Consider the following 25,639-nt stretch of genomic DNA (forward strand, 5'->3'; position numbering starts at 1 on the left):
GATGCCGCGGACCGGTTGAGCCCCATGAGCGAGATCAACCTGCTCCAGCCGATGCACGCTTCGACCCAGCGGAACTACGTTCAGCGCGTGGTCGAGCACGACAAGGCGGAGTCCGCCACCGTCGCGCGGCAATGGGGCCGCGACTACTGGGACGGCGACCGGCGCTACGGCTATGGCGGCTATCGCTATGACGGACGCTGGCGCCCGCTCGCACAGACCCTGATCGATCGGTACGGCATCAAGCCCGGCATGAGCGTGCTCGACGTCGGCTGCGGCAAGGGTTATTTGCTCTACGAGTTCACCCAGCTCGTCCCCGACCTCACCATCGCCGGCATCGACATCTCCGAATACGGCGTCGCCAACGCCAAGGAGGAGGTCCAGCCGCAGCTCCAGGTCGGCAACGCCGTCGAGCTGCCCTACCCCGATCACAGCTTCGATCTCGTGGTCTCGCTCGGCGTGCTGCACAACCTTCCGCTCGAGGACGTGTTCCGCGCGGTGCCCGAGATCGAGCGCGTCGGACGCGGCGCCTCGAAATACCTGATGGTGGAATCCTTCCGCAACGAGCGCGAGAAGGCCAATCTGCTCTACTGGCAGCTCACCTGCCTGAGCTTCCACGGCCCGGAGACCTGGGCGTGGATCTACGACAAATGCGGGTACCGGGGCGACCATGGGTTCATCTTCTTCGAATGAGGCAACGGGCCTGCGCCGGCCGACCTCGCTGCGCGCGCAGAATCCCGAAGTGTATTATTCGGACGACGCCATCGTCACGGCGGATGACGCCACGATCGCGGAGCTGAAGCGCATCGCCGCCGGCAACCCGCGTCTGCGCAGCCGGCTGTGCACGCACCCCGATCCCTCATCCGGCCTGCACGAGATGCTGATCGTGCACCACCGGGAGGCCTATGTGCGGCCTCACAAGCATCTCGGCAAACCCGAATCGTTTCACGTCATCGAGGGCACCGCGCAGGTCGTGATCTTCGAGGATGACGGCCGCATTCGCGACGTGCTCGAGATGGCGCCCTACGGCCAGGGCAAGCGCTGCTACTACCGCATGCCGGAAAAGGTCTTTCATTCGATCCTGATTACGTCGGAATGGCTGGTGTTCCACGAAACCACCGCCGGTCCGTTCGATCCCTCCCGGACAGTTTTTCCGGACTGGGCGCCCGATGGCAGCATCGCCGCCGAAGTGCGCGACTACGTCACGCAGATCGGCAGGCTCGTCATCGAACATCAAGGCCGCGATGCGAGGGCCTGAGGCCATGATCGAGCCGGCCAGTCCCAACGGCTTCCGCTGGAAGACGATCCCACACGCCGCGCTTTGCTACATGCGCGAGCGAATGGGTATCGGATATGTCTGGGTCGGTGCGGTTCTGGCCCTTGGTGCGAGCTTGCCCGCACTATTCGCACGCGAGGTCTTCGGCGACGATTGGAGCGTTTACTACACCTACTGGACTGAGGGCCTCCCCGGACTTTTCCGCGTGCTGTATGAAGCGGCCCATGCCGGCTTCATCGTGCCGATGTCGCTGCTCGTCGTTCTCTTGCCCGACATGCCGGACGTCGCTGCGCGCCTCGCAGGTCTGGGTTGCCACCTCGCCAACGGCGTGTTGCTCTACTCCATCCTCCAAAGGTCACCCTACACGAAGCCGATAGCTGCCTTGTTTGCGGCTCTCTTCCTGCTCAGCCCGTTTTACGTCATTCGCCTCACGCAGAACGCCGTCTACGACGTCTTCCTGCTTTTCTATTTGTTGTCTTACGAATTGACCTATTCGAAAGTGCGGGCGCTTCGATGGGCCGCGCCCTTCTGCCTGTTCTTCTCATTGTCGCTGGAGACCTTGATCGCCCTCGAGCCGCTCCGGGTCGTGCTGGCCCGATCTCCCGGCGAACGTTGGACGCGGACACTCGCGCGGCTCGCTCCGTTTTGGTTGGCCGTCGCGACCATCATTGTGCTGCGGATGACGATCCTGGGGAAGAGCGGTCACTACGCCGGACAATATAGTTTCGTGTCCGATCCTGTCGTCATCCGGAGAGCGCTGGTTGCCCATTTCATGGCCTTTCGGACCGGCCTTGAATACGCCTATTCCCACGGGTTCGGGCTGCTGGGAAGCCGCAATTCCACAGTCCTGGCATTGGCCGCCATGGTCGGCTCCGCTCTGCTCTCCGCGAGCGCATTCTGGACTCCATGGCTGCTGAGGAGCTTAGTCTCGTCCGCCAACGCGATGCTGCTGTTGGTGCTCGGAGCCGCAATCGCCCTCCTCGGGGCAGTGCCTTACGCCATCACCGGAATTTATGGCGACGTGATGCGGGGGGAATCCAGACTGCTCTTTCCCTCGCAGGTCGGCGTCTTGTTGCTGATGGCGACGTTCATCCAGCTGGTTCCGGGAGCACGATTGCGCGCCGGCTTGGCTGGCGGCCTGCTCACCGTGTTCGCGCTGTCCATGGTGCAGGACTCCAAACGGCTTCTCTACGACGGGCTGATCAACTCGGATCTCCAGCGGCAAGTTCGGGCAGCCTTGCTTGCTGACCCCGAACCAAAGGTCGTGAGGCTTCATATAGAGGATCCCCACATGTTCTCGTATCGCTCCCGCTGCCTGGGCGCCCCCGACATGAATGTCGCTCAGATGATGCTGCGGGATGAAAATCGAGAGCGGTCGTTCGTGTACACGGATCATTGTGGGGATTTCGACAGTTCCGGGGCTATCCGGAACGACGCCTGCACGGTCTCCTACCTCGAGTTCTTTCCCTGCCCCCCACGCCGAGAGACCTGGCGCTACCGCGCTGCGCCTGGCATTCCGCCGCCCGATCGCATCAGACTCCTCGAACTGATGAGAGCCGTCCTCGAGGATGCGCCGTCGGCCACGCAAGGTCGCGGCGAGCTCGTGCAATTGAAGGACGGTCTGCCAATTCCTTTGGCAAGAGCTGAATACCGGCCACCTTGCCGCCGGCCCGGAGTACGTGGAACCGCCTGGCTGCTGGCGTTACCCGCGCCGTCCTGCGAAGAGTCGGGCCTTGGGGCCCGATAGGCAAAGCAATGCTCATACTTTGGCTCCCGATCGCTCTCCTCCGGCCGCTCGCATCCAGCCGATGCGCGACGTCGGGAAGGACTGGCTGCTGACGGGTGGAATGGGCTGACGATGCCTCCTGGCAAGAAGACGATCATTGTCCTGACCAAGTTCATGGTCTCAGCCGGCATTATCGTTCTGGTCGCACGCGACCTCGATCTCTCGTCACTCAAGGCCGACCTTCTCGCCGTTGAATTACACATGCTCGCGCTGGCGATGTTGCTACTGTTCGCGCAGACGTTCGCCCTGTGCAACCGCTGGATTCTCATCCTCCGCGCGATCGGCGTGTCCCTGGATTGGGTGGCCGGATGGCGCATCGTGCTTGCCAGCGCCTGGTTCAATCAGGTGTTGCCCTCCGGCGGCGAAGCGATCCGCATATGGATGTTGCGACGCCATGGAATCAAGTGGTCGCAGACCCTGAGCAGCATCGTCGCAGATCGGTTCATCGGCCTTCTGACCCTCGGCCTCCTCATCTTGGCAGGAATGCCGTTCCTGATCTCGCGCAGCCATGACAACGTCTTGCTGTTCGCCGTCGCAGCTATCGTCGCTGCCGCATATTCCGGCGCAATTGTCCTCGTGATGCTGAGCCGGTTGTCGGCCCGAGTGACTGCCGTTCTTCCCGTCCGGGTCATGCAGTTTGCGGCGCTTCTTGAGGCTCCGCTACTCGCGAGAGCAGGGCGTGAAGCCTTGTTCGGTTCGGCTATTGTCGTTCATCTTCTGACCATCGCGGCTTCCTATGCCCTGGCGATCGGGCTGGACGCCGGGTTGTCCGCCCTCGACGCATTCGTCCTCGTGCCGCTGGTGATCATGGCGGCCGCCGTCCCGCTTTCCATCGGAGGATGGGGCATTCGTGAAGGAGCAATGGTCGGCGCGCTCGGGCTTGTCGGCATCGCATCCGACAAGGCGCTCGCAATATCCATCCTGCTCGGGCTCGGCAATCTCATTGTCGGAGTCATCGGGGGCGCTGTGTGGCTGCTTGCGCCCGAGCGTGCGACTTACAGCGCCGAACCGGATGATACTGCTCCACCGCTCCATCAGCGGTAATTGCGCGGAGCTGAACGACGTGCATCCGCACGGAACTGCCGCGGCAACCCGACGAGCCGGATGCCATCGATCGAAGCCGCCCCTGCTGTGGCGCGGCGGCTGTCCCGGCCGCCGGTGGCGCAGGGACAGGGCAACTTAGGAATTGTGGCGCAGGCTGAGCCACTATATAGCCTTCAGCCAGTTCGGAGTTTCACCCGGGGCTCTGCCCCCATGTTGTTCCTGCAAAGAGCCAGACCAGTGACCGACCATTGCCGCCTTTGCCACTCGACCAACCTGCGTCCGGTCATCGACCTCGGATTGATGCCGATTGCGCATCGCCTTCGGCATAGCCGAAACGAGCAGGAGGAACGGTATCCGTTCGAAGTGCTGACCTGCGGCGATTGCGGCCTGCCTCAGATCGTCAAGCCGATCGATCCAGAAATTCTGTATCGCCAGTTCAACTACAACTTCAGCAGCTGGAAGCCGGAGCCGCATCAGGCCGACGAGCTCGACACCATCGCGAAATTCTCCAAGCATCAATCCGTGTTCGAGATCGGTTGCAACGACGGCCTGTTCATGGACAAGCTGCGTGAGCGCGGCACCAAGATCATGGTAGGTGTCGAGCCCAATCCGGTGTCGGGCAAGATCGCCCGCGAGCGCGGCATCAAGGTCTATGCCGACATGCTCAGCCCGGACATGGCCCACGACGCGGTCGCTCAGTCCGGCAAGTTCGACCTCGTCATATCGCGCCAGGTGCTCGAGCACATCGTCGATTTCGAGAACTTCTTCGCTTGCGTGAAGATCGCGCTGAAGGAGGATGGGCTGCTGTTCATCGACGTGCCCGATTTCGCGCCCGGCTCGGCCGTGGGTGACCTCTCGGTGCTCTGGGAAGAGCACGTCAGCTATTTCACCGAACCGACCCTCCTCGCCCTGCTGGCGCGCCACGGTTTCGAGGCAGTGTCGGTGAAGACATACAATTTCAGCGGCGGCAGCCTCGCGGTCGCGGCCCGCCGTGCCAAGGGCGCAGTGACGCCGCCGCCTGCGCCATCGGGGGTCGGCGAGAAATTCGGTCAGCGCGCAAGAGAGTATGGCGCGCGTCTCCGCCCGATTCTGGCGAAGGCCCGCGCCAACGGCGCGGAGATCGCCATCTATGGCGCCGGCTGCCGCGCCTGCACCTTCACCAACGCCCACGAGCTGGCCGATCTCGTCGATCTCTCCGTCGACGACCAGAAGGAGCGCCAGGGACTGTTCCTGCCGGGCACCGGCATTCCGATCCGTGCGCCTGAGGAGCTCGCAGGCAAGTCCGGGCCGCTGGTCTGTCTTCTCGCCGTGAACGAGGAGAACGAGGCCAAGGTCAGCAGCCGGTTGCGCGAGAGCGTGAAGCGGCCGCTGCAGATCGTTTCGATTTTCGCACCCTCGGACATCTGGAGCGAGCTCGACCGTCTCGAGGCGGCCGCAGGGTCGCGGCATGGCTGACGACAAGCTCTTCAACTATTACGAACGTCAGGACGTCCTGCCGACGTTCGGGAACTTCAAATCGTCCAGCGAGCTCGAGGCCTATGCCGTCCAGCGGCGCGAGCTGTTTTCGGACAAGCTGGTGCTGCCGCCGCGACTGTTCCGCGATGCCGAGGTGCTCGAGTTCGGCCCCGATTCCGGCGAGAATGCGCTGGTGTTCGCCGGCTGGGGCGCGAACATGACACTCGCCGAACCGAACCGGCTCGCGCACCCGAAGATCGAGGCCTATTTCACCCGTTTCGGCCTGACCGGACGTCTTCGCGAACTCGCGCTGGCCGACGTCGAGGGCTTCAGCAGCGACCGCCGTTTCGACATCATCGATGCCGAGGGCTTCATCTACACCGTGCAGCCGAGCGAAAAGTGGCTTGCCGTCTTTCACCGCCTGCTCAATCCCGACGGTTACGCCGTCGTCTCCTACTACGAGCGCTATGGCGGCTTCTTCGAGCTCGCGCTCAAGGCCATGCATGCGGCGGGCAAGGTGTTGACCGGTCACGCCGCCCTCGACACGGCGAAAATGCTGTTCGAGGCGAAGTGGAACAGCATTCCGCACACCCGCAGCTTCGAATCCTGGCTGATGGACGTGCTGGAAAATCCGTTCGTCCGGCATCGCTACTTCCTCGATGCGACCGTGTTGTGCACGGCCGCGCACGACAGGGGATTCGACGTCCATTCGGCATGGCCGGCCTACCGCGACAGCCTCGACATCTACTGGCACAAGAAGGTTCTGCCCGGTGACGAGAAGCTGCGTCGCGCCGCGCGCCATCTCGATCGCAGCCGCCTGAGCTTCCTCGGCGGGCGAAAGCTCTATCTGGTCGGCAAGGCCGATGCCGTGCAGGCGATCTCCGCGTCGATCGAGGCGCTGGTTCGTGACGTCGATGCAATGATCGACGATCCGTTCGGCGAGAGCCTGCCGCGCGTCGTCGCGGGCCTTGCCTCCTTGCGCGAGACGATCGGCACCACGGACATTCTCGCCGACGACGCCGCCGACATCGAAGCCATCACGGCTACTCTCGACAGCTTCCATCGCATCTTTGCTGCGATCGGGCGACGGGACGTCTCCGCCGTCGCCGCCCTCGCCCGGTCGGATTCGGCCTTCATCAACATCTGGGGACAGCCGGCGCATTTCCTCGTCATCCGGAAGCGCTGAGGGAGCGCAGCCATTGAGGCCAGGCATTGGCATCATCGGAACGGGCATGGTCGGCCAGATGTGCCACCTCGCCAATTTCGCCGCCAATCCCGCCTGTCGCGTCGTCGCGATCGCAGACCTCCGGCCGGATCTGGCGGCTGCGGCCGCGCAGAAATTCGGCATCTCGCGAACTTACGGCTCGCACCGGGAGCTGCTCGCCGATAGCGCGGTATCCGCCGTCGTGGTCGTGACCAAGCGCCCTGCCACTGGCCCGATCGTGCTGGACGCGCTCAACAGCGGCCGGCACGTGCTCTCTGAAAAGCCGATGGCCTACACCACCGCCCAGGCCATGTCGCTGGCCGAAGCCGCACGGCGGCAAAGCCTCGTCTACAGCATCGGCTACATGAAGCGTCACGACGCCGGCGTGGCACGGGCGCTTGAGGTGCTGACGCGCTTGCGTCATGACGGCTCGCTCGGACGCATCGTCCGGGCAAAGGGCTGGTGCTTCGGCGGCGACACGGGGCGGTCGCAAGATAATTTCGTGATGACCGGCGAAGCGCGACCGGACGGAATCGAGCTCTGGCAGGACGGCCCCGACTGGATGCCGCGCGCGATACGTCCCGGCTACGACAACTTTCTGAACGTCTTCAGCCACATCATCAACCTGTCGCGCTATTTTCTGGGATCGTCGCCCGCGGTCGCCGAAAGCGCGATCGAGGCTTCTGGGGCCGGGCGCATCGTTCTCGATTTCGACGGCACCGCCTGCACGCTCGATCTCGTCAGCGGGTCGGACGGAGCCTGGCGCGAGGGACTGACGATCGAGTTCGAGCGCGGCGCGGTGACGCTGGAGCTGCCCCCACCCTTTGCCGCACAAGAGGCGGAGGTGGTTGTCGATCGCGACGGTCAACGCACGCGGTTGACGGGTGGTGCGAGCTGGGCCTTCCGGCGTCAGGCCGATGCCTTCGTTTCCGATGTCGCCACGCACGGTACACCGCTGGCCTCCGGCGCGGATTCGGTCACCGACATCGCGCTTGCGGAGACGGTTTGGAAACAGTGGGCTGGCGGCTGAACCATCCTCATCGCGCTTCAGGCGCGGCATTCTTCTCGATCGACAGGATCCCCGCGATCGGCCCAAGCTTGATCGTGACCTGCGCGAGCTGCGCCAGGAATTCCGGAACGTCGCAACGCGCCAGCAAGCGGCACGCATAGTACTTCCGCACCAGGACCGGGTTCGGTGCTGCTCCCGGCCCCGGCTGGAAGGAGATCGTCGCCTGCGGCCCCGACGGATCAAAATGATGGAAGGCGCTTCCCGGAGCCTTGCGTGCCTGGTCCATGCTGCGCAGGATGTCGGGCCGTTCGGCGCGCAGTGCAAATCCGAAAAACGGCTGATTTCCCCAGGCAAGGCGGAGCATGCCGGTGACTTCGGCGAGGCCGAACGGCACATGCCGTGAGGGGTAGTCGAAGAAACCGTCGTCGAGCGCATAGACCGTCGCCGCGGGCTGGGCCCGACCGGCAAGATCGCGCGCCAGAGCCTCCTGCTTCAGCGTTCTCGCCTGCATGAAGATGTAGTTGGTCCACAGCATGCCGATCGACACGATCAGCCCCGCCCCGAATACGGCCGCAAAGGCCAAGCGAGGGCTGGTCCAGCGTTCGACCAGCCGCTTGACTGCGAGCAACGCCAGCGCCGACGGCACGCCGAACATCAGCAGATGACGGCTCTCGTAGAAATGCACGGACGACGGCCGCAGGCCGGCGATCAGATAGGGCGATGCCAATGCGAGGAACAGCATGACGGCAAGCACGAGCGGCAGAAAGATCGCGAGCCTGGATGCAGCCGGCTTCGGGTCGGAACGCAGCAGCAGCACAACGATGCCGGCGAGCACCGCCGCCGCAATGAAAAGCGTCGGGATCGTGATCGCCGCGCGCACCGCATCCGCCATAACGTCTCGGTAACCCGCGACGAAGAATGCCCACCATCCCCTCGCCAATTCGCCGAGAGCCGGGAAATGCGCGTCATAGTGCTGCGCGTACACGCCCATCCGCTTGAACCAGATGTTGAGCGTGCCCCAGTAGATCAAGGGAAGCGCGATCAACTCCGGATAACCTGCGGCACAACGCCAGCCTGCGAGCCAGGTGCGGCGAACGAAGCCGTCCGCCGCGTTGCCGCCACGCCAGATCGCAACGAAGAGGCCCAGCATCACGAAAGCAAAAAGCACGATCGTGGAGTTGAGCGCGAAACCGAGCAGGAACACGAGCGCACAGGCGAGGCGAAGCAGCACGCGCCGCGGACCACGGGCACTGAAGGCCAGCGTCAACAACCAGGCACCGACGAACAGGAGCCCGAAGCTGAAAACGTAGACCGCGTTCGCCTTGCCGGCCCAGAGCTGGTAGCCGGGATAGGTCCAGACGCTCAGCGCGAAACCGACCGCCTCGGCGCGGTCGAGCAGACCGAGACGCCTTGCGGTCAACACCAGCGATGTCGCACCGAAGACGATCCCGGCAAACGCCAGCGAGACCATCACCGCGACCGGTGCTCCCGTCCAGTTCGCGAACTTGTCGTAGCTGTAGAAGATCGGATGACCGGCGCCGTTCAGCAGAAAGTCGATATCGATGAAATAGTCCGGACGCGGCTTGAGCACCAGCCAGTCGTCCATGAAGAGACCGTCGTTCAGGAGCATCGGTGCATGCGCAGCCAATAAGACGGCAAGGAGGACGACGATCGCACGCGGCAATGGGGGCATCTCGGAGGGAGGAACGGTATCGCCGACAAGGGTTCGCATGCCCGGGTGAGGTCCGCAAGGGCGCGCCGACGGGCTCCCTTGACCGGAAAAATGCGACCTCCTATAGAATTTCGCACTGGCTGGACCGAGAGGCGTCCGGGACGATTTTCCGCAATGAACATGCTACCGGGCCCCGCGCAAGCCGCAGCGATTGGTCTCAGTCTTGCGCTGCCGCTGTTGCTGCTGTGCTATGCGCGCATCGCCGCCACCGGCGGATCAGGCCGCCGCTTCCGGCTCGGCTGCCTCAGCATCATGGTCCTTTACGCGATCGCCTGTATCGCACTTCCCGGGCAACGCCATTTCGACGACGTGCTTGGCGGCCTGTTCCTGCTGGCGACTGCGATGATGTTTTTCTACATCCTGTTCAGCCTGCTGGCTTGGGGCTTCACGCTGACGCTGCTCACGGCACTGGTCAAGGCCGGCCGGCCGCTGACTCTCGAGCAATGGGCGGTGGCCTACATGCAAGGCGGCGATCTCGGCACCTTCACGCACAATCGCCTGAAGCTCCTGGTCGGTGCGAGGCTGGTGATCACCGCGGACGGCAAGTTGGCCCCGACGGCAAAAGGCGTCGCCGTCGCGCGCCTCGTCAAGTTGGTTCGCCTGTCGACCGGGCTTGGGTGAGCGACCGCGATGTCCTTCATTGTCGGACTCCTCGCCGCGGTTAGCTTCGCCCTGCTGTCGCCCGCATTGCAGCTGACAGCCCGCGCGCGCGGCTGGACGGTTGCACCCGTGACGCTGCTCGCGATCGCCGCAATCGTCACGCATGGTCTGGGCGTCGTGCTCGGAATCTTCGTCGTCGCGCAATTCAGGTATTGGGACGCTGCGTCGATCTTCGGGTTTTGCGTCATGGCTTACGTCTTCGCTTTTGGCGCAGTGTACAAATCGGTGTCCCTGGAGATTCTGCTCGGCCTGGTCGACCGGCCCCGGCGAAGCGCACCCCTTTCGGACATCGCCGAACGGCAGGTTCCAGCTCTGTTCCAGGGACGGATAGGGAACCTGGTCGATGGCGGTCTGGTCGAGCCGCTCGACTCGCACTTCGCCGCAACGGCCGCCGGCCGGGCCATGGCAGACCGCGTCGGGCATCTGCGCCGCGCTTTCGGCATCGGCGACACCAGTCTTTACGATTTTTCCGACTAGTTGCGGGAAATACACACATCACCGGCTTCGTGCCGGTTGTGCAGGTCTAATCTGCGGGGGCCTTATTGTTCGCCCAGGCCTTATGACCTAGAGTTGCGTTTGGGGGCCGCCGGTCTAAAGGGGCCGGCAACAGGCAGCTAGAGATGACACCTTCCAGGGCGGCAAAGCGGCTTACCATCGTCATCCCTGCTCTGAACGAGCAGGACAAGATCGCCGACACCATTGGCGGCGTCCTGCCGCTCGCCTGCGAACTGCTCGACGACTTCGAGATCTTCCTGATCGACGACGGCAGCACCGATGCCACCGGCGCGATCATGGACGAGTTCGCCGCCGGCGATCCGCGCATCATCGTGCAACATAACGCCGAAAGGCGGGGCGTCGGTGCCGGCTTCGAATACGCCCTGTCGCGCGCGAAATTCGAAGCTATCACGCTCATCCCCGGCGATCACGCCTTCCAGAACGAAGGTATTGCCCGGATGTTCAAGGCGGCGGGCGCCGCCGACCTCGTCATTACCCATCGCGACAACCAGTCGGACCGCTCGGTCAACCGCTCGCTGCAGTCGCATTCGCTGCGGTTCATCCTGAATTGCCTGTTCGGCTTCTGGCTGTCCGACTACCACAGCATGATCGTCTACCCCGTGAAATGGCTGCGCCAGATCGCAGTGAAGACCGACGGCTACGGTTATCAGATCTGCGCCTTGATCTCGCTGCTCCAGCTCGGCCTCAGCTACGTGCAGGTGCCCGTGAGCCTGAACGCGGAGCTGAAGGGGTCATCCCGCGCGCTGCGGCTGCGCACCTATTTCGAGCTCGGCGGCACCATCGTCTCGCTGCTGCGCCGCGTTCCCATCCGGGACGTCGATCTCAGCCAGGTTCCCCGCGGCGCAGGGCGCGTCCCGGCGCGCTAGGCGACGCCTCGCCCGCGCTCCTCGCCTGAACGGCAGGTGAATATACCGTTCAACAGCCGTTGCGCGTGAGGGCGCTATAAGCTCCCTTACCGGAACTCGCGTCCTGGCCCATTGTTACAGGATCGACCAAAGAGGGAGAGAAACTGTGCTTATTCAAGCCGTGGTGCTGGCGATGAGTACCCTTGGACCAGTATCGGCCGCGCCCGCCCAGGAGCCTCTGGTTCAACAGGTTCAGTTCCCGGGAAGAAACGGCTGGTGTCCGCGGGGCTATGACTTCAACTATTCGAACGGCTACTGCTATCCCAACGGCCAGCACGCCCCCGGCCTCTATGTGAGGCCGACGCCGAGACATTATCCCCCAGAGGGTTATTACCGGCCTCACCGGCACCGGTACCCGCCGGGCTATTACGACCGCTACTAGGGCATTCGTCCACGCACGGATAAGGCCCGCCGAAGCCGGCGGGTCTCGGGGCACCTGCTTGCCCTACTCCTGGCCAAGGGTGCACGCGGGCACATCAATCACGGCCATCGTCAACAGCCGCTGCCTGCCGGAAGTTTGGAGAGCCTGACCCATTCGGGTCCGAGCTGAGGTCCAGTTCGGCCTCGGTTCGAAACAAGAGCCGCTTAAGCCATTGAATTATCTGGCAGGAGTGGCAGGGCTCGAACCTGCGACCCCCGGTTTTGGAGACCGGTGCTCTACCAATTGAGCTACACTCCTACAGACCCTGCGTCGCCTTAGGATCAGGCGCGCTTTCAAGCACAGAGAGCGGCCGGTTTGCAAGGGTGAACCGCGCCGGCTTCGCTTGTTTGTGCCGGGGCTTCTGGGCACAGTCCATTGCCGACAATCAAGAAACAAACGGGGAGTGCCCATGACCGCCACAGCGACCGCTTCTTCAGCCGCCTCACAGGCCACCGTCGCGCCATCGACCCCGCCCCTGCCGGAGGCGCGCCCGGAGACGCTCGGGCTGTCGCGTCCCCGCCTCCAGGCCATGTCGGACGCCTTCAAGCGCGAGATCGACAAGGGAACCGTTCCCGGGATCACCGTGCTGGTTGCGAGAGGTGGCCAGGTCGGCTGGTTCGAGGCGCTCGGCAGGCAAAGCCCGGCGGCCGCCGCACCGATGGCCCGCGATTCGATCTTCCGGATCTTCTCGATGACCAAGCCGATCGTGTCGGTCGCCGTCATGGCGCTCGTCGAGGACGGCCGCCTCCTGCTCAGCGATCCCGTCGCCAAATTCATCCCGGAATTCGCCAACCAGCAGGTCGGCATCGTCAGGGACGGCAAGCTGGAGCTGGTGCCCCCGACGCGGCCTATGACCGTGCAGGACCTGCTCCGCCACACCTCGGGCCTCACCTACGAGCACCAGGGCGACGGCCCCGTGCACAAGCTCTATCAGGAGTCCCGCGTCCGCAGCCGCAAGATCAGCAATGCCGAGCATGCCGCATTGGTGGCGAGCTTCCCGCTGGTCTGCCAGCCCGGCGCGGAGTTCAACTACAGCCGCTCCACCGACATCCTCGGTCGCATCATCGAGGTCGTCAGCGGCAAGACGCTCGGCACCTTCCTCACCGAGCGTGTGCTCGCTCCGCTGCAGATGGCCGAGACCGGCTTCGCGACCTCCGAGGTCAATGCCGGCCGGCTGGCCGAGCCGTTCGCGGCCGATCCCTGGACCGGCGACAAGGTCGCGCTGTTCAACATGCTGGAGCAGCCGGTGATGGAATCCGGCGGCGGCGGTCTCGTTTCAACGACGATGGACTATGCCCGCTTCTGCCTGATGCTGCGCAACGGCGGCACGCTCGACGGCAACAGGATCATCGGGCGCAAGACGCTGGAGCTGATGGCGTCGGATCACCTCGGGCCGCAGGTTCAGACCAACGGCACCCTGCTTTCGCCCGGCCACGGCTTCGGTCTCGGCTTCGCCGTGCGCCGCGAGGCCGGCATCGCGCCGTTCCCCGGCAGCGTCGGCCAGTATTTCTGGAGCGGCATCGCCGGCACGTTCTTCTGGATCGATCCGAAGGAGGATCTGTTCGCGGTGTTCATGAGCCAGGGGCCGGGACAGCGCGACTACACGCGGACGCTGGTGCGGGATCTGGTTTACGCCGCGGTGGAATGAGACGGCGCTCTCGTGCCCCGGACGCGCTGCAACGCTCTTCGCGTTGCTGCGCAGAGCCGGGGCCCATGTCTTCAAAGATCTCGCCCTTGGCTTTATGGGTCCCGGCTCTGCGGAGCGGCACTTCGCGCCGCACCGCGTCCGGGACACGAGACCGTCAACTGATCGTCGCGCCGCCGTCGATCACCATGGTCTGGCCGGTCATGAAGTCGCCGGCCTTCGATCCCAGGAACACCGCCGCGCCCGCGATCTCGTCGGGAATGCCGATGCGCAGCAGCGGCGAGCGCGAGGTCGAGGCCTTCAGGTTCTCCGGATTGTCCCACAGCGCCTTCGCGAAGTCGGTCTTGATCAGGCCGGGCGCGATGCAGTTCACGCGGATATTGTGCGGGCCGTACTCGCAGGCGAGATTGCGCGCGAGCTGCATGTCGGCGGCTTTCGAGATCGCGTAGGCGCCGAGGATGGTCGAGCCTTTCAATCCGCCGATCGAGGAGACGATGATGATCGAGCCGTCCTTGCGCTCGATCATTTGCGGCACCACCATCGAGATCAGCCAATTGTTGGCGACGATGTTGTTGTCGAGGATCTTCCTGAACTGATCGTCGGAGATGCCGGCGAGCGGACCGTAATACGGGTTGGAGGCGGCGTTGCAGACCAGCACGTCGATCTTGCCGAAGGCGCGGTTGCTCTCATCGACGAGGTTTTGCAGGTTCTCCTTCGATGAGATGTTGGCGGCGACCGCGACCGCCGTGCCCTTGCCGAACTTGTCGTTGATGCCCTTGGCGACCTGCTCGCAGACGTCGGCCTTGCGCGAGGAGATCACGACCTTGGCGCCATGCTCGGCCATGCGCTCGGCGATCGCAAGCCCGATGCCGCGCGTCGATCCCGTGATGACGGCGACTTTCCCCTTCATGTCGAACAAGGTCATGTGTCTCTCCCAGATTGATTTTGGTATTGAGATTCCGGATTCGGTCCTGCGGACCGCCCCGGAATGACAGCTTATCTCACGCCAGCTTCTTGACTTCCGGTCCCGCCGGCTGGTGCATCGCCGCGTGCGCAGCATCGGCGATCCACGGCTGCTGGTTCACCATCGGCAATCGCCAGACCGTGCGCTCGGGGCTCGCAAAATGGTCGAGCCGGGTGATCGAGCAATTGTCGATGTCGAACGACAGCGCCTTCTCCAGCTGGCCGTCGAGCGCGAGTCCCAGCGCCGCCTTGATCGTGCCACCATGCGCGACCGCGATGATGTCCCGTCCGGCCGCCTCATTATTGATCCGCTCGATGGTGCGACGGGTGCGGTTGTAGAGATCCATGAAGCTTTCGCCGCCGGGCGCGGGCTCGTTGATGTCGGCGAACCAGCTGGCGCCGACGGGACGGCTGGCGATGAACGCGGCGCGGTTCATGCCCTGCCATTTCCCGAGATGCTGCTCGGCGAGATCCGCTTCCCATGGCATCGACGCAGGCTTCGGATAACCCGCTGCCCAGATCGCCTCGGCGGTCTGGTGTGTGCGCATCAGATTGCTCGAATACCATACCGCCTTGCGCGGCAGCACCTTGGCAACGGCGTTGAACACGTAGGTATCACTGGTGTCGCAGGCGATATCGCTCTGCCCATAGATGTTGCCACCGTCGCTGCGCACCGGCGCGTGTCGGACCCACCACCATCGCGTGACGACCACATTGGGCTTGTCTGCACCCGCCATTGAAACCCTTCCATCCCGCCTGATGTCGCTGTACGTCAGGAGCGAACCTGTCTCAAGACACTTTACCGTTTGAAATCTTGTTTGAAATTCCATCGCGCGGCAAGCGCCGCGCGAGGCACCACGAGGGAGAATCGCATGGGCCGCCTGCAAGGCAAATCCGTCATCATCACCGGCGCCGGCAGCGGCATCGGCCGCGCCGCCGCAGCGCTGTTCACCAGGGAGGGCGCCAAGCTGGTCGCGGTCGATCGCACCGAGGCAGTGAAGGAGACCGTCGACGAGATCAAGAAGGCCGGCGGCGTCGCGGAAGCCATGATCGCGGATGCCGGCTCGGAAAAGGACGTCGTCGCGATGATCGACAAGGCGGTGAAGACGCACGGCCGGCTCGACGTGATCTGGGCCAATGCCGGCATCTCCGGCGGGCTCGTTCCGCTGGCCGAGCAGACCGTGGAGCATTGGCAGGAGATCCTGCGCATCAATCTGATCGGGCCGTTCCTCGCGGTGAAACATGCGATGCCGCACATGGTGAAGCAGCAGTCGGGCGCGATCGTGCTGACCGCGTCCGTCGCCGGCCTCAAGGCCGGCGCCAGCGGGCATCCCTATGCGGCGAGCAAGGCGGGGGTGATCAGCCTGGTGCAGACCACCGCCTATTCGCTCACCGGCACTGGCGTGCGCATCAACGCGGTGTGCCCGGGCCTGATCGAGACCGGCATGACCAAGCCGATCTTCGACCGCGCCAAGGAGCGCGGCACGCAGGGCAAGATCGGCCAGCTCAACCCGCTTCAGCGCCCCGGCCAGCCGCACGAGCTCGCCGCGATGGGCTTGTTCCTCGCCAGCGACGAGGCCTCGTATGTCAACGGCCAAGCCTTCCCGGTCGATGGCGGCCTCACTGCGTCGATGCCGTATACGGGCAAGCCGGTCTAGCCGAGGGTCTCGTGTCCCGGACGCGCCGCAACGTTCTTACGTTGCTGCGCAGAGCCGGGACCCAGCGAGCCGCGTGCTCGCTGCTGCATGGGCCCCGGCTCTGCAGCGCATCACGTCGTGCTGCGCCGCGTCCGGGGCATGAGAGCGTTGGGGAATGATTGACATGGGATCGCATTCTCGCGGCTTTGCTCGCCCGAGCTTTGCGTGTTGCTTCGCCCTCATCCATGAAGAGGGCGCAGGGAAGGCCGGGAGCCGGTGGCTCCCGTGGACCGCCATGCCAAGAGCAGACTGCGTGTGCTTCGTGCATAGCGGAGAACAGGGCAACCGGAGACATCCCGGCCTTCCCTGCGCAGTGGTTTGACGGCTTATGTCGTGCTCTCCCCGGGGAGCGTTGCACTATTGCCCCCGTCGCCTTGCGGATGATCGATGCGCGGGCCCGGTCGGGCCGCCACATCACCGCAAGCCTTGGCGCACAGACCCCGGGCGCCAGGACCACACGATTTTGCCGTACGCCGATCGCATCTGTCGTTGGCGCGAGGTCTTCGCTCACGGTCGCCCGCCCTGCAAAGCTTTTCGCGCCGATGTGACCCACGTCCACCGCCGCCCGGCCCGCGTTCGTGACGATCGCGATACGCCCCTCTTCCTTGGGCCGGGTTGCGCGACACATACGTCATTTCCGAATTTCGGTAAAGCGGAATCTTTTCGCCGGCGCCGGTTGACCTAGGTCTCGGGTGTTTTGCCCGTCGGGCACCGCAAGAGCTGGTAGCCTCCATCGTCCTTGCGGGGCGCGCCGAAGGCGTGAACCCCGAATCCAGTTTCGAAGCGGATGATGCGGGCCGATGGATTCTCAGGTGCACAACTGCGCACCATAGCTCGATGCTGCGCATCGCCCCGGAATGACGGTCGAGATGTTGATTTGCCCATCCCGCCATCGCGTTGGTATGGTTCCTGCAAGCCTTCCGTGCTCCATACCCCTGACAGAATGAGACAATGCCGAGCTCAAGACCCGACCGGATTCGAAAACTCCTCGCCGACCTCGTGTCGTTCGACACCGTCAGCGACCGCACCAACCTGCCGCTGATCGCCCATATCGAGAGCTACCTCGCTTCCTTCGGCATCACGGGCGAGCGCATCGTCGACACGACCGGGCAAAAGGCCTCGCTGTGGGTCACGATCGGCCCGGAGGACCGACCGGGCTTCGTGCTATCGGGCCATACCGACGTCGTGCCCGTCGTGGGCCAGGACTGGAGCCATGATCCGTTCAAGCTGGTGGAGCGCGACGGCAAGCTGTACGGCCGCGGCACCACGGACATGAAGGGGTATGTGGCGGTGTGCCTCGCCATGGTGCCCGAGATGGTGGAGGCCAGGCTTGCAACGCCGATTCACCTGGCGATCTCCTATGACGAGGAGATCGGCTGCGTCGGCGTGCGGCCGATGCTCGGCGTGGTGGCGAAAAAGAAGATCAAGCCGATCGGCGCCTTCATCGGCGAGCCGACGGAGATGAAGGTGATCATCGGCCACAAGGGCAAGCACGGCGTGCGCGCGACCTTTCGCGGCCTTGCCCGCCATTCCTCGATCGCGCCCGACGGCGTCAACGCGATCGAGTACGCCGCCGATCTGATCGTCGAGATCCGTCGCCGCGCCGAACAGCTTGCGGCCGCGCGCGCGACGGACAGCCTCTACGACGTTCCGCATTCGACGCTGCTCACCAGCATCGTCCACGGCGGCGCCGCACTGAACATCGTGCCGGACACTTGCGCGGTCGAGTTCGAATGCCGCGGCATCGGCATCACCGAGTCGCGCGAGGTCACGGATGCGATCGTCGCCTGGGCCAAGGCCGAGCTCGATCCGGCGATGAAGGCACGGCATCCGGATTGCGGCATCGGCTTCGAGGAGATCCTCGACTATCCCGCGCTCGACACCGCCGCCGACGCCGCCATCGTCACGTTGGCTAAGAGCCTCGCAGGGCGCAACGACCACGCCAAGGTCGCGTTCGGCACCGAGGCGAGCTTGTTCGCCGACATCGCCGACATTCCGTCCGTCGTCATCGGCCCCGGCTCGATCGCACAGGCGCATACGCCGGACGAGTTCGTGGAGATGGCCGAGCTGGAGAAATGCGCGGGCTTCGTGGAGAGGCTGATCGCGCATTGTGGGAAGGGGTAGCCGGAGCTCCCTAGTTGTTGGGTCCCGGCTCTGCGCAGCAGCGTTGCACGCTGCAGCGCGTCCGGGACACGAGACTATGGCTTAGTTCCCCCGTAGCCACCCAAAAAGCGGTCTCGTGTCCCGGACGCGGTGCGGCACGAAGTGACGCTCCGCAGAGCCGGGACCCAGAACGCTTGGCGACGTCATCCTAGAGTGCAACTATAGGACGCACCACCACAACACTGGTTGCATGGTCATGTCCTTCTTCGTGTACATCCTTGCGAGTAAGCGAAATGGCACGCTCTACATCGGAGTGACGAATGACCTCGCTCGCCGGATCAGCGAGCACAAAGCAAAGCTCGTCCCCGGCTTCACGCGGCAATACGACGTCACGCTACTGGTCTATTTCGAAACCTTCGAGTCGATCCTCGAAGCGCGCGCACGCGAGCATATGCTGAAGCGGTGGCGACGTGCCTGGAAGCTCAAGCTGATCGAAGAACTCAATCCGGATTGGCGCGATCTTACGAATGAGCTGAATACGTCGGCGAGTTGACTGGGTCCCGGCTCTGCGGAGCAGCACTTCGTGCTGCACCGCGTCCGGGACACGAGAGTGGCGCAAGCAAAAAGGCGCGGCCATCAGCCGCGCCTTCGTCCCTACACCGCGCCCGCCTTCTGCGCATAGTCCCACGACGCCTTCGACAGCGGCACGGTGCGCTTGGCTGACTCCAGCGCCTTGGCGTTGGCGGCGGTGCCGTCGCGGACGCGGCCGGCGATGCCCTGGGTGATGCCGGCGAGACGGAACAGATTGTAGGCGAAGTACCAGTTGAGATCAGGCACCGTCATCTTGGTGACGTTGCAATAGATCTGCGCGGCCTCTTCCAGGCTCGGGATGTTGAGCGCCTTGAGATCGGCGCCGTCGAGGCCCGGCATGATCCACTGCATCAGCAGGTAGGTGAAGTCGGCCATGGGATCGCCGAGCGTCGACAGCTCCCAGTCCAGCACGGCCTGCACGCGCGGTTCCGTCGCGTGGAAAATCATGTTGTCCAGGCGATAATCGCCGTGAACGATCGAGACGCGCGCCTGTTCCGGCACCGTCTTCGGCAGCCATTCGGCGACCTTCTCGAACTCGGCAATGTGCTGCGTCTCGGACGCCCGATACTGCTTGGTCCAGCGGTCGATCTGGCGCGCGAAATAGTTGCCGGGCTTGCCGAAGTCGCCGAGGCCGATCGCGGTGGGATCGAACATGTGCAGTTTCGCCAGCGTCTCGATCTTGCTGGTGAAGATCTTGCGGCGGTCGTCCGGCGTCTGGCTCGGCAGCGTCGGATCCCAGAACACGCGGCCCTCCTCCATCGACATGATGTAGAAGGCGGCGCCGATGACGCCATCGTCCTGGCACAGCGCATAGGCGCGCGCGACCGGAAAGCCCTGCTTGCCGAGCGCTGCGATCACCCGGTATTCGCGGTCGACCGCGTGCGCCGACGGCAGCAATTTGCCGAACGGCTTGCGGCGCATCACATAGGAGCGCTTCGGCGTGTTCAGGCGATAGGTCGGATTGGACTGGCCGCCCTTGAACTGGAGCACGACCAGCGGCCCCTCGAAGCCTTCGACGTGCTCGCGCATCCAGGCTTCCAGGCGCAGCTCGTCGAAACGATGCCGCTCCTCGACCGGCTTGGTGCCCGAAAATTCTTCGTCTTTCCTGACGCCGTCAGCCACGATGACGCTCCCTCTTTTTCTTGTCGGTCATTCCGGGGCGCCTCGAAGAGGCGAACCCGGAATCTCGAGATTCCCCGGTGCGCAATTGCGCACCTGCGGTCTGGTCCTGCGGACCATCCCGGAATGACGGTGGGGAGAGCGCGCGGAGCGCTCTCAACCGTTCTCAGTGACTTGGAGAATTTGCATACTTCCGAACCTCAAGCCTGGCAATGGCGCGATTGTGCACCTCGTCCGGACCGTCGGCGAGACGGAGCGTGCGGATATGGGCGTAGTCCTTGGCAAGCCCCGCCTCGTCCGAGACACCGGCGCCACCGAAGGCCTGGATCGCCTCGTCGATGATCTTCAGCGCCATGTTGGGCGCTGCGACCTTGATCATGGCGATCTCGGCCTGCGCGGTCTTGTTGCCGACCTTGTCCATCATGTCGGCGGCCTTGAGGCACAGAAGGCGCGTCATCTCGATGTTGGTGCGGGCTTCGCCGATGCGCTGCTCCCAGACGGAGTGCTCGACGATCTTCTTGCCGAAGGCGGTGCGCGAGGACAGCCGCCTCACCATCTTCTCCAGCGCCTCCTCGGCCTTGCCGATCGTGCGCATGCAGTGGTGGATACGGCCGGGACCGAGCCGGCCCTGCGCGATCTCGAAGCCGCGGCCCTCGCCGAGCAGGATGTTCTCCTTCGGCACCCGCACGTTCTCCAGCAGAACCTGGGCGTGGCCGTGCGGCGCATCGTCGAAGCCGAACACCGGCAGCATCTTCTCGACCTTGATGCCGGGGGTGTCGAGCGGAACCAGGATTTGCGACTGCTGCTGGTGCTTGGCCGCCTTGAAATCGGTCTTGCCCATCAGGATCGCGATCTTGCAGCGGGGATCGCCGACGCCGGACGACCACCATTTGCGGCCGTTGATGACGTAGTGGTCACCGTCGCGCTCGATGCGGGTTTCGATGTTGGTGGCGTCGGAGGACGCCACCGCCGGCTCCGTCATCAGGAAGGCCGAGCGGATCTCGCCGTCCATCAGCGGGCGCAGCCATTTGCGCTTCTGCTCCTTGCTGCCGTAGCGAATGAACACCTCCATGTTGCCGGTGTCGGGCGCGGAACAGTTGAACACTTCCGAGGCCCAGCTGATGCGGCCCATCTCTTCCGACAGCAGCGCGTATTCGAGATTGGTCAGTCCCGCGCCGCGGAATTCGTCGTCCTCATGCTCGGACGGCGGCATGAACATGTTCCAGAGGCCTTCGGCCTTCGCCTTCTTCTTGAGGTCCTCCAGGATCGGGATCACCTTCCAGCGCTCGCCGCTGTGATCCTGCTGGTCGTAGATCGGCACCGCCGGGCGCACGTGCTTGGCCATGAAGGACCGCACGCGGTCGAGCCATTCCTTCTGCTTGGGTGACAGATCGAAATCCATGGGACGCTCCTCGTCTCTCTTGTGCGAGCCTGCTGCTTCGCGGGGCTGTTTGCGCCGGACTGTCCTCCCGTTCCGTGCGGTCCGCAAGCGCGGGCTCGCGGACGCTTCGGAACCAGGCTCGAGTTGCGAACGAGTCCCGATTGCAGATTGACATATCCGGCCTTCAAACGATAGTTTCATACAAGCGTTTGAATTGCAACTCCCTCGCTCACGACGTCGTTCCGGGGCAGCCCGCAGGGCTGAACCCGGAATCCCGAAATGTGGCGCGAGATTCCGGACTCGACGCCCTGCGTCGCCCCGGAATGACGGAAAAAGAACCATGGCCAGCGATCATACGAGGTCTGCCATTCTGACCGCCGCCGAACGGCTCTATGCCGATCGCGGCTTCAGCGACGTGACGCTGCGCGACATCGTCGCGGAGGCCGGCGTCAACCTTGCCGCGGTGAACTATCATTTCGGCTCGAAGGACGAATTGATCGCGGAATTATTCGTCACCCGCTCGATCGCCACCAACCGCGAGCGCCTGGGCGAATTGAAGGCGGCGGAAGAGCAAGGCGGCGGCCGCGCGCCGATCGAGGTGATCCTGCGCGCGCTGGTCGGGCCGACGCTACGCGGCTGCCTCGGCCCTGAGAACCAGCGCTCGACCGCGGCGCGCTTCATGATCCGCGCCTCGATCGAATCCGTGCCGCCGATCCGCCGCATCAAGAACCGCGAGATCGATCATTTGCGCAAATTCGCCGGCGCCATGCGCCGCGCCCTGCCCGAGCGCAGCGACGTCGACATCTACTGGGGCCTCAATTTCGCGCTCGCGATGGCGCATCACACCATCCGCGAGAGCGAGCGGCTGACCAAGCTGTCGGAAGGCAAATGCGACCTCGACGACGTCGAGGACGTCGTTGCCCGCGTGGTCAGCGTGGCGACGATGGCACTGACGGCAGGGCGGATGGAGAGCAAGGCGCCGTCGAAGGTGGCGGCGCGTTAGCGCGGATGGGCGTTGACGGAACGGAACTGGAAGCCGCATTCGCGGTGCGCTCCCTCGCACCGTTCTTACGGGGAGAGGTGAAGTAAGCGTCATTCACCTCACGTCAGGCGATGTCGTCTATCTGATCGAAGAATAATTGCTAGGCGGGACTATGCCCGCTGCGGCATCTCCTCGGCCTCTTCCTTGGCGAGCAGCAGCAGCATCTCGATGCCCATCTCGCCTTCCTGCGGCGAGCGGATGAACTTTATTTCGTCGGCGCTCTGCCGCAGCGCGGCAATGATGGCGACGGCCTGATTGGCGGTGGCCGCCTCGGTCGCGAGAATGGACTTCTGGTTCTTGGCCTGAAACCCGATCGTGTAGGACATGCACTTCCCTCCCCGAACTCCGTGGAGAGATCGAATCAGAGTCGCGTGCAAAGCGGAAGCCGGTGCGACTACGGACCGGACTTATCTGGGGATGGCCCGCATGCCTCAGGCAAGGTCGGGCGTCGCTTCCCTTTTCGCCCTTGGAGGCAAGAAAGGGGCTAGATGATCCCCTGCTGCTTCAGCTCGTCGATCTTCGCCGCATCATAGCCGAGCTTGCCGCCGAGCACCTCCGTCGTGTGCTCGCCGAGCAGAGGCGGAGCGCGGTATTCGGTGATGGGGGTGCCCGAGAGGGTCAGCGCGTTGCGGATCAGCGACAGCTCGGGCTCGAACTTGTGCTGCGTCTTCACCCGCATGCCGCGCGACTGCACGTGCGGATCGGAAAACACCTGCTCGAAATTGTTGATGGGACCCGAGGGCACGCCGGCCTCCTCCAGCTTCTCCAGCCAGTAGGCCACCGGCTGCTTCAGGAACAGGCCGGCGAAGATCGCCATGATCTCCTTGCCGTGCACGACACGGTCGTTGTTCTTGAGGAAGCGCGGATCGTTCGCCAGCTCTGGCTCGCCGAGCACGGCGCAGGTCTTTCGGAACTGGCCGTCATTGCCGACCACCAGCATCAATTCGCCGTCGGTGCAGCGGAACACGCCGGCCGGCATGCCGCCATTGCCCCAGGTGCCGCGGCGCGGCGGTGTCTTGCCGTTGACGAGGTAGATCTGCAGCCAGTGCGACAGCGACGCAATGACGGTGTCGAACAGGCAGACGTCGATGTGCTGGCCCTGCCCGTGATTGGCATCGCGATGGTACAGCGCCGAGAGAATGCCGATCGAGGTGTTCATGCCGGTCATGTAGTCGACGATCGAAGGGCCGACCTTCATCGGGCCCTCGCCCGGCTCGCCGTCCATATGGCCGGTGACGCTCATCAGGCCGCCCATCGCCTGCAGGATGGCGTCATAGCCGGCGCGCGGCGCATAGGGCCCGGTCTGACCGAAACCGGTCACCGAGCAATAGATGATGCCGGGGTTGATCGCCTTGATGGTCTCGTAGTCGAGGCCGTAGCGCTTGAGATCGCCGACCTTGTAGTTCTCCATGAAGACGTCGACGTCCTTGGCGAGCTCGCGGATGATCGCCTGCCCCTCGGGCTTGGCGATGTTGACCGTGACCGACTTCTTGTTGCGGTTGGCACAGAGGTAGAAGGAATTGTTGTTGTTGGCCTTGCCCTCGGGGTCGGTCAGGTAAGGCGGGCCGAAGGCGCGTGCGTCGTCGCCGGTGCCCGGCCGCTCGATCTTGATAACCTCGGCGCCGAGATCGCCCAGCATCTGCGCCGACAGGGGCCCGGCGAGCACGCGGGTGAGGTCAAGGATCTTGATGCCTGAGAGCGGCAAGGCCGACATGTCGATTTCCTCCGGGGAACTGATCTTTGGCGCGGCCGCCCGAAGCGGCCCGCGCTCCTGCCGATACCACCATTTTGGCGCCCTGAGCACTGCACTGGCGGCATGCGGCCATCTGCTGCCGGGCACGACGACATTGCCACCAGCACTTTCCGCGCCGCGAATATCCGTTCAGGTGACGGGCGCCGCCACCACCCGCGGCCGTCGCCGTCCGAGCAGGACCAGGATCAGCACCGTGGCACAGGAAAATACCAGGGTGAGACCGAGCGCGCCGCGGCTGCCGAACTGCGTGAGCAGGCCGACGAGCAGCGGCGGCGAGATCGCGGAGGCGAGATTGAGCGGCAGCGCGATCATCGACATCGCCTTGGCGAACTCGGCCTGATCGTAGAACACGAGCGGGATGGTGGCCCGCGCCACCGCCATCGCGCCGCTGCCGGCACCGTAGAGCAGGATGAAGGCCGCGACCGCCCAGGTCGCACCCTCGCTCAGCATCAGCAGCAGCATGGCCGCCGGCAGCGCCGTGCCGGCGACGAGGCCGGTCGTGATCCCGTCCCACCGTCCGCCGCCGAGCAGATCCAGCCCGCGGGCGCTGACCTGGATCACGCCCAGCATCGAGCCGAACGCCAGCGCCTGCGCCGGCGCCAGCCCCTCCGCCCGCAAGAGCTCGATCAGGATGGCGCTGATGCCGAAATTGACGAAGGCGTTCAGCGTGATCGCGGCGACGACGAGGCCGAACGTGCTCCTCGGAATCGCGGGCGGCGGCGACGGCTTGACCGGCTCGCCAGCATCATCCGCCACGATCTTCCGACGTGGCGCGACGAACGCGTAAAGCGGCAAGCTGACGACGAGCAGCATCGCGGCATAGACCAGGCACGTCCCGCGCCAGCCGAGGTGGCCGCTCAGGAACGCGGTGGTCGGCCAGAAGATGCTGCTGGACAGGCCCGTCACCAGCATCAAGGCCCCGATCGCGTTCTTGGCCTGTCGCCCGGCGATCTCGTTCAGCATGATATAAGCGCCGGTCGACAGCGTGGCGCTGCCGGCGACGCCGAGGACGATCCAGGCGGCGAAATACAGCATCGGCTCGCGCGCGAGGGACAGCAGCAGAAAGCCCGGTGCGGTGACGATGGTGCCGACCATCATGACCGTCCGGGCGCCATGCCGTGCAAACGAAGCGGCGAGCCACGGCGCGCACAGGCCCATTGCGACGTAGAGAACGGAGGTCCCGGCGAACACCGCCGGCAGGCTCATGCCGAGATCGGCGGCGAGATCGCGCCCGACGATGGCAGGAAGCCCGATCGTGCCCCATCCGATCAGCTGGGTGATGGCAAGCACCAGCAGGACCCCGATCAGCCTGCCGTCAGATTTCAAGAACCGCATTCCGG

Annotated in this window: 24 protein-coding genes and 1 tRNA gene; 16 read left to right on the top strand and 9 right to left on the bottom strand. The window is 64.4% G+C overall.

From position 1 onward, the window contains the following. Nucleotides 1–24 precede the first annotated feature (24 nt). From K410_RS0122990 to K410_RS0123020, 7 genes are all read left to right on the top strand, one after another. A complete protein-coding gene (locus K410_RS0122990; protein ID WP_028137048.1) occupies nt 25–690 on the top strand; it encodes a class I SAM-dependent methyltransferase in 666 nt (221 codons plus the stop codon). Further along, complete coding sequence (locus K410_RS0122995) at nt 668–1,255, top strand: WbuC family cupin fold metalloprotein (protein WP_049820169.1); 588 nt, start codon at nt 668–670, stop codon at nt 1,253–1,255. The genes K410_RS0122990 and K410_RS0122995 overlap by 23 nt, the downstream gene beginning before the upstream one ends. A gap of 4 nt (nt 1,256–1,259) precedes the next feature. After that, the gene (locus K410_RS0123000) at nt 1,260–3,020 is read left to right on the top strand and encodes a hypothetical protein (protein ID WP_155253548.1); all 1,761 of its coding nucleotides are present in this window, start codon (nt 1,260–1,262) and stop codon (nt 3,018–3,020) included. A gap of 111 nt (nt 3,021–3,131) precedes the next feature. Further along, nucleotides 3,132–4,103 (top strand): lysylphosphatidylglycerol synthase transmembrane domain-containing protein, encoded by a 972-nt coding sequence (locus K410_RS37130; protein ID WP_049820170.1) that lies wholly within the window; start codon nt 3,132–3,134, stop codon nt 4,101–4,103. Between the two features lie 60 nt (nt 4,104–4,163). Next, nucleotides 4,164–5,558: a class I SAM-dependent methyltransferase gene (locus tag K410_RS0123010; protein ID WP_245269430.1), complete on the top strand. Its 1,395-nt coding sequence runs from the start codon at nt 4,164–4,166 to the stop codon at nt 5,556–5,558. After that, nucleotides 5,551–6,744, top strand: coding sequence for a class I SAM-dependent methyltransferase (locus K410_RS0123015; RefSeq protein WP_028137052.1), 1,194 nt, complete (start codon nt 5,551–5,553; stop codon nt 6,742–6,744). Before K410_RS0123010 ends, K410_RS0123015 begins: the two co-directional genes overlap by 8 nt. Nucleotides 6,745–6,757: 13 nt before the next feature. After that, the gene (locus K410_RS0123020; RefSeq protein ID WP_028137053.1) at nt 6,758–7,792 is read left to right on the top strand and encodes a Gfo/Idh/MocA family protein; all 1,035 of its coding nucleotides are present in this window, start codon (nt 6,758–6,760) and stop codon (nt 7,790–7,792) included. A gap of 7 nt (nt 7,793–7,799) precedes the next feature. On the opposite strand, the gene K410_RS0123025 is transcribed toward K410_RS0123020, so the two are convergent. Then, the gene (locus tag K410_RS0123025) at nt 7,800–9,401 is read right to left on the bottom strand and encodes a hypothetical protein (RefSeq protein WP_245269432.1); all 1,602 of its coding nucleotides are present in this window, start codon (nt 9,399–9,401) and stop codon (nt 7,800–7,802) included. Between the two features lie 216 nt (nt 9,402–9,617). On the opposite strand from K410_RS0123025, the gene K410_RS0123030 reads away from it, so the two are divergent. From K410_RS0123030 to K410_RS39740, 4 genes are all read left to right on the top strand, one after another. Next, entirely contained in the window at nt 9,618–10,124 is a 507-nt protein-coding gene (locus K410_RS0123030; RefSeq protein WP_028137055.1) for a hypothetical protein, read from the top strand. Between the two features lie 9 nt (nt 10,125–10,133). Further along, entirely contained in the window at nt 10,134–10,640 is a 507-nt protein-coding gene (locus K410_RS0123035; protein WP_028137056.1) for a hypothetical protein, read from the top strand. Nucleotides 10,641–10,783: 143 nt separating this feature from the next. Next, nucleotides 10,784–11,545: a glycosyltransferase family 2 protein gene (locus K410_RS0123040; RefSeq protein WP_028137057.1), complete on the top strand. Its 762-nt coding sequence runs from the start codon at nt 10,784–10,786 to the stop codon at nt 11,543–11,545. Between the two features lie 172 nt (nt 11,546–11,717). Further along, the gene (locus tag K410_RS39740) at nt 11,718–11,966 is read left to right on the top strand and encodes a hypothetical protein (protein ID WP_155253550.1); all 249 of its coding nucleotides are present in this window, start codon (nt 11,718–11,720) and stop codon (nt 11,964–11,966) included. 221 nt (nt 11,967–12,187) lie between these two features. Here the strand turns inward: K410_RS39740 and K410_RS0123045 are convergent. Then, nucleotides 12,188–12,263, bottom strand: a tRNA-Trp gene (locus tag K410_RS0123045). A gap of 151 nt (nt 12,264–12,414) precedes the next feature. Between K410_RS0123045 and K410_RS0123050 the strand changes: the two genes are divergently transcribed. Then, on the top strand, nt 12,415–13,653 hold the full coding sequence (locus tag K410_RS0123050; protein WP_028137058.1) for a serine hydrolase domain-containing protein: 1,239 nt from the start codon (nt 12,415–12,417) through the stop codon (nt 13,651–13,653). 154 nt (nt 13,654–13,807) lie between these two features. Here K410_RS0123050 and K410_RS0123055 read toward each other — a convergent pair whose 3' ends face one another. Continuing rightward, nucleotides 13,808–14,575 carry an SDR family NAD(P)-dependent oxidoreductase gene (locus K410_RS0123055; protein ID WP_025037031.1) on the bottom strand — a complete coding sequence of 256 codons (768 nt, stop codon included), beginning with the start codon at nt 14,573–14,575 and terminating at the stop codon, nt 13,808–13,810. A gap of 76 nt (nt 14,576–14,651) precedes the next feature. Next, nucleotides 14,652–15,350 (bottom strand): histidine phosphatase family protein, encoded by a 699-nt coding sequence (locus K410_RS0123060; protein WP_028137059.1) that lies wholly within the window; start codon nt 15,348–15,350, stop codon nt 14,652–14,654. 135 nt (nt 15,351–15,485) lie between these two features. Here K410_RS0123060 and K410_RS0123065 point away from each other — a divergent pair, with 135 nt between their 5' ends. From K410_RS0123065 to K410_RS0123075, 3 genes are all read left to right on the top strand, one after another. Further along, complete coding sequence (locus K410_RS0123065; protein ID WP_028137060.1) at nt 15,486–16,271, top strand: SDR family NAD(P)-dependent oxidoreductase; 786 nt, start codon at nt 15,486–15,488, stop codon at nt 16,269–16,271. Nucleotides 16,272–17,261: 990 nt separating this feature from the next. Then, nucleotides 17,262–18,434: an acetylornithine deacetylase gene (gene argE / locus K410_RS0123070; RefSeq protein WP_028137061.1), complete on the top strand. Its 1,173-nt coding sequence runs from the start codon at nt 17,262–17,264 to the stop codon at nt 18,432–18,434. A 229-nt stretch (nt 18,435–18,663) separates the two neighbouring features. After that, entirely contained in the window at nt 18,664–18,966 is a 303-nt protein-coding gene (locus tag K410_RS0123075) for a GIY-YIG nuclease family protein (RefSeq protein ID WP_028137062.1), read from the top strand. Nucleotides 18,967–19,067: 101 nt separating this feature from the next. Here K410_RS0123075 and K410_RS0123080 read toward each other — a convergent pair whose 3' ends face one another. Beyond that, nucleotides 19,068–20,126, bottom strand: a complete 1,059-nt coding sequence (locus tag K410_RS0123080) for a phosphotransferase family protein (protein WP_028137063.1) — start codon at nt 20,124–20,126, stop codon at nt 19,068–19,070. A 163-nt stretch (nt 20,127–20,289) separates the two neighbouring features. Further along, a complete protein-coding gene (locus K410_RS0123085; protein ID WP_028137064.1) occupies nt 20,290–21,525 on the bottom strand; it encodes an acyl-CoA dehydrogenase family protein in 1,236 nt (411 codons plus the stop codon). Nucleotides 21,526–21,844: 319 nt separating this feature from the next. Here K410_RS0123085 and K410_RS0123090 point away from each other — a divergent pair, with 319 nt between their 5' ends. Further along, nucleotides 21,845–22,507, top strand: coding sequence for a TetR/AcrR family transcriptional regulator (locus tag K410_RS0123090; RefSeq protein ID WP_028137065.1), 663 nt, complete (start codon nt 21,845–21,847; stop codon nt 22,505–22,507). A 149-nt stretch (nt 22,508–22,656) separates the two neighbouring features. Here the strand turns inward: K410_RS0123090 and K410_RS0123095 are convergent, their stop codons facing one another. From K410_RS0123095 to K410_RS0123105, 3 genes are all read right to left on the bottom strand, one after another. Then, nucleotides 22,657–22,872 (bottom strand): hypothetical protein, encoded by a 216-nt coding sequence (locus K410_RS0123095; RefSeq protein ID WP_028137066.1) that lies wholly within the window; start codon nt 22,870–22,872, stop codon nt 22,657–22,659. Between the two features lie 158 nt (nt 22,873–23,030). Beyond that, nucleotides 23,031–24,260: a CaiB/BaiF CoA transferase family protein gene (locus K410_RS0123100; protein ID WP_028137067.1), complete on the bottom strand. Its 1,230-nt coding sequence runs from the start codon at nt 24,258–24,260 to the stop codon at nt 23,031–23,033. Between the two features lie 168 nt (nt 24,261–24,428). Continuing rightward, nucleotides 24,429–25,634 carry an MFS transporter gene (locus tag K410_RS0123105; RefSeq protein ID WP_028137068.1) on the bottom strand — a complete coding sequence of 402 codons (1,206 nt, stop codon included), beginning with the start codon at nt 25,632–25,634 and terminating at the stop codon, nt 24,429–24,431. Nucleotides 25,635–25,639: the final 5 nt, after the last annotated feature.

Source organism: Bradyrhizobium sp. 22 (genome assembly GCF_000482425.1).
GTDB lineage: Bacteria > Pseudomonadota > Alphaproteobacteria > Rhizobiales > Xanthobacteraceae > Bradyrhizobium > Bradyrhizobium japonicum_B.

Excerpts from the sequence above, each read along its gene's own strand:
- K410_RS0122990 (WP_028137048.1), top strand. The coding sequence starts at position 25 with ATGAGCGAGATCAACCTGCTCCAGCCGATGCACGCTTCGACCCAGCGG.
- K410_RS0122995 (WP_049820169.1), top strand. The coding sequence starts at position 668 with ATGGGTTCATCTTCTTCGAATGAGGCAACGGGCCTGCGCCGGCCGACC.
- K410_RS0123000 (WP_155253548.1), top strand. The coding sequence starts at position 1,260 with ATGATCGAGCCGGCCAGTCCCAACGGCTTCCGCTGGAAGACGATCCCA.
- K410_RS37130 (WP_049820170.1), top strand. The coding sequence starts at position 3,132 with ATGCCTCCTGGCAAGAAGACGATCATTGTCCTGACCAAGTTCATGGTC.
- K410_RS0123010 (WP_245269430.1), top strand. The coding sequence starts at position 4,164 with ATGCCATCGATCGAAGCCGCCCCTGCTGTGGCGCGGCGGCTGTCCCGG.
- K410_RS0123015 (WP_028137052.1), top strand. The coding sequence starts at position 5,551 with ATGGCTGACGACAAGCTCTTCAACTATTACGAACGTCAGGACGTCCTG.
- K410_RS0123025 (WP_245269432.1), bottom strand. The coding sequence starts at position 9,401 with ATGCTCCTGAACGACGGTCTCTTCATGGACGACTGGCTGGTGCTCAAG.
- K410_RS0123030 (WP_028137055.1), top strand. The coding sequence starts at position 9,618 with ATGAACATGCTACCGGGCCCCGCGCAAGCCGCAGCGATTGGTCTCAGT.
- K410_RS0123035 (WP_028137056.1), top strand. The coding sequence starts at position 10,134 with ATGTCCTTCATTGTCGGACTCCTCGCCGCGGTTAGCTTCGCCCTGCTG.
- K410_RS0123040 (WP_028137057.1), top strand. The coding sequence starts at position 10,784 with ATGACACCTTCCAGGGCGGCAAAGCGGCTTACCATCGTCATCCCTGCT.
- K410_RS39740 (WP_155253550.1), top strand. The coding sequence starts at position 11,718 with ATGAGTACCCTTGGACCAGTATCGGCCGCGCCCGCCCAGGAGCCTCTG.
- K410_RS0123050 (WP_028137058.1), top strand. The coding sequence starts at position 12,415 with ATGACCGCCACAGCGACCGCTTCTTCAGCCGCCTCACAGGCCACCGTC.
- K410_RS0123055 (WP_025037031.1), bottom strand. The coding sequence starts at position 14,575 with ATGACCTTGTTCGACATGAAGGGGAAAGTCGCCGTCATCACGGGATCG.
- K410_RS0123060 (WP_028137059.1), bottom strand. The coding sequence starts at position 15,350 with ATGGCGGGTGCAGACAAGCCCAATGTGGTCGTCACGCGATGGTGGTGG.
- K410_RS0123065 (WP_028137060.1), top strand. The coding sequence starts at position 15,486 with ATGGGCCGCCTGCAAGGCAAATCCGTCATCATCACCGGCGCCGGCAGC.
- argE (WP_028137061.1), top strand. The coding sequence starts at position 17,262 with ATGCCGAGCTCAAGACCCGACCGGATTCGAAAACTCCTCGCCGACCTC.
- K410_RS0123075 (WP_028137062.1), top strand. The coding sequence starts at position 18,664 with ATGGTCATGTCCTTCTTCGTGTACATCCTTGCGAGTAAGCGAAATGGC.
- K410_RS0123085 (WP_028137064.1), bottom strand. The coding sequence starts at position 21,525 with ATGGATTTCGATCTGTCACCCAAGCAGAAGGAATGGCTCGACCGCGTG.
- K410_RS0123090 (WP_028137065.1), top strand. The coding sequence starts at position 21,845 with ATGGCCAGCGATCATACGAGGTCTGCCATTCTGACCGCCGCCGAACGG.
- K410_RS0123095 (WP_028137066.1), bottom strand. The coding sequence starts at position 22,872 with ATGTCCTACACGATCGGGTTTCAGGCCAAGAACCAGAAGTCCATTCTC.
- K410_RS0123100 (WP_028137067.1), bottom strand. The coding sequence starts at position 24,260 with ATGTCGGCCTTGCCGCTCTCAGGCATCAAGATCCTTGACCTCACCCGC.
- K410_RS0123105 (WP_028137068.1), bottom strand. The coding sequence starts at position 25,634 with ATGCGGTTCTTGAAATCTGACGGCAGGCTGATCGGGGTCCTGCTGGTG.